Origin of the sequence: Acetobacter sp. DmW_043 (assembly GCF_002153485.1) — a bacterium.
GTDB classification, from domain to species: Bacteria; Pseudomonadota; Alphaproteobacteria; order Acetobacterales; family Acetobacteraceae; genus Acetobacter; species Acetobacter thailandicus.
The window spans coordinates 1-2,653 of the sequence record NZ_JOMN01000063.1 but is presented as its reverse complement, the minus strand read 5'-3'; the positions used below and the strand labels follow the sequence as shown (position 1 = coordinate 2,653).

Here is a 2,653-nt window from a genome sequence, read left to right as displayed (position 1 = left end):
AATCGCCAAAAGCCTGAAATCACGAACCAAGCGCATCAACCAACGGTTCTTCGAACCCTCCAGGTGCTGTCCGAGGCGCTTGCGGCTTTTGACGTTGAAGCTGTTTGCGCAGTGTGCGACCGTCTTCTGCTGGCGCGTTTTGCGCGTCGGACGCGGCCGGCGGATCATGACAGCATCAGAATCCGTCGGCAGGAACTGCACATGGTCGCACGGAAGTCATCACGCAGGAGAAGCGGACCGGATCCGACGGACTGACCGGGCTGCGGGAGAAGGATTCTGTCCATGAGTGAAACGGGAAAAACGTCAGAAAAAACTCGGGTTTTCTTCGATTCCAACCGACTGCGCGAGAGCGACAATTTTGTTCTTCAAGGTCTTCTCGTCGCTGCCGAAAGGAATTTTACGGCCGGGCGCCGGAGCAGGATACAGAAACACAGCACCATGTGCTCCGATAGCCGTGACAGGTCATCTCCCGTCACGGACGACTGTCTCCATCTGGAAATGATGCTTCTGGAACGGCATCATCTGCAGTTACTGGCTTGCCTGCGCACATCGGGGCGGCAGTTCCTGGATTTTCTCAGGCCGTTCGACCTCCAGACGCTGGATGATCTTGGATCGGTCAGGCGGAAACTGCACGACCAGATTCATGCACAGCCGCTCTCCAGTCTCGACAAGGCTCTCGAACTCCAGAACCTCTATCAGGAGCATCATCTCTGGCAGTTGCAGATGCAGATTGTCGATATCGGCGCGAGGCTGAAAACGACCATGCCACGGTACGGTTTTTCAAAATATAGTGCGATCCGGGCCACCATCATTGAAGAGGGATGCCGCTACATTGGCCGGGCGCTACATATCGCTGCCCGTCTGTCGCTGCATCATCCCGACATACCCATATCGTGGGAGCGTTGCCTGTCCGTGTTTCAGACGGGCCGCAGGGGGATTGATCCGTTCAGCACTGTTGATGATTATGTAATGGAGCCCTCCACCCCCTCGCGCATGCTGAGAAAGAGAAAACGAGAAGCCAGAGAGAAATGGGAAGCAATCGAGCAGCTGGATGCCAGCGAGAAATGGGAAGCCAGCAAGAGAGAAAAGAATCATCTCAGCAAACGTACACTTGACGAAATAAAAAAACATTTCGGACCCGTCGCGCATATTCTTGCCGCCATGGATGTTCTGGCCTGCCGTGCCTATCTGCCGATACATCCCACGGACAACGTGTGGCCTCCCTACCGCCCGACATGTGAAACCGATCCTGGCTGTCTGACAGCGAGCCGAAGTTTCATGGACGATCCGCGGGATGAGGGTATGACCCGGGCGACTCTTGGTTATGCGCTGTGGTTTCAGGACTGGGGTCTGAAAAAGCCTTCCGCCCCGGGAAGCCGGACTCTGCTCGAGGGTTCGGATATCGTGTGGCTGCTGAGTGATCTTTCTCTGCCAGAGGTGATCGTGCACGAACTGGATATCATGCGGGATGGCGGATCCATTGCACGGCAGGACCCGGTCTATGGTTACACTTATGATCCACACCTGTATGATGATTGGACAGAAGACGCCGCTGACAAGGCAGGTATGGCTGCTCCCGAGCCAGCTTCTCCGGATGCCTCCCCGGTAGCAACGGACATGGGAGAAAAAGAAAAACCTGCGCACATGAAATCTCCGGCTCTGATTCTTCCACCACTTCCCAAAAAAATTCTTGATATACTGCGTGATTATGAACCGCAGAATAGCAAGCCGGAATGAACTCCTGACGCAGCTCATGCTGCACAGGAACCGCCGTGTGCCTGGAGCGGCCTGAAGCCAGAATTCAGTTTTTTTTCCCGCAAAGCGGCCCGACCGGTCCCGGAAACGGAAAATCTCTCTCCAGTCTGTTTTTCGTAGAATAAGTGCAGGCAATACGAGTGCGATGTGACCGGAGCGGCAGGCCGTGCACATCATGCCGCATCATTGTTCGTTTCGATTCCGAAAATTGAAACGGTTTTTGCAATTTTTATTTCCAGTGCCTGGATCGAAGCTACCTTCAACAAAGTGCAGGTTGAAAGCAGAACGATGCAGGAAATAGTCGATTTTCCAGAAGCAATCAGAACCGGGAGGAGTGCTGAATTCTTCGGATTTTCACGTGAAACAGCATACAGACTTATCGGCTCTGGCGATATTTCATCATGTCGTATTGCGGGTCGTAGGCTGATTACATCGCGTTCTGTACGTTACTTTATTCTCAGGCAGGTGAAAGAACAGTCTTCGATTGATCAGAATGCAGGCTGGCTTAGAAACTTTATGGTGTCCTGCAGCAGCGTTCCGGTGCTTCTTTCTATTTCAAAAGTCAGCAGCAGCTTCAGTATTTCACGCAGGTCAGCATACAGACTTGCTGCATCAGGCAGGATCGTAACGATAAAAATAGGCAGATCGCGTTTTATAGTAACTGAAAGTATTCATTATCACATTCAGAGATCCATTACTTTCAGACAGAAGACTATCGGCACTCCTGTTGTGGATACGCGCTCATGAAACGCGCGATATTGCCCAGACGAACCGGGACAGTCGGAGACAGGCTCATCGACTCTGGCTCAGAACAGCGGTCCGTGGTAATCTCCCGCAAAATGCACAACTGGCAGGTTCAGGACGATCTGCCGCCAGAAATCCCGGTCGACAAAGCGGA

2 protein-coding genes are annotated in these 2,653 nt (G+C 52.9%); both read left to right on the top strand.

The window, feature by feature from the left end; genetic code table 11:
- The first annotated feature begins 282 nt into the window (after window positions 1-282).
- A complete protein-coding gene (locus HK11_RS11400) occupies window positions 283-1,737 on the top strand; it encodes a hypothetical protein (RefSeq protein ID WP_086555455.1) in 1,455 nt (484 codons plus the stop codon).
- Window positions 1,738-1,902: 165 nt separating this feature from the next.
- Window positions 1,903-2,502, top strand: coding sequence for a helix-turn-helix domain-containing protein (locus HK11_RS11395; protein ID WP_086555454.1), 600 nt, complete (start codon window positions 1,903-1,905; stop codon window positions 2,500-2,502).
- The last annotated feature ends 151 nt before the right edge of the window (window positions 2,503-2,653 follow it).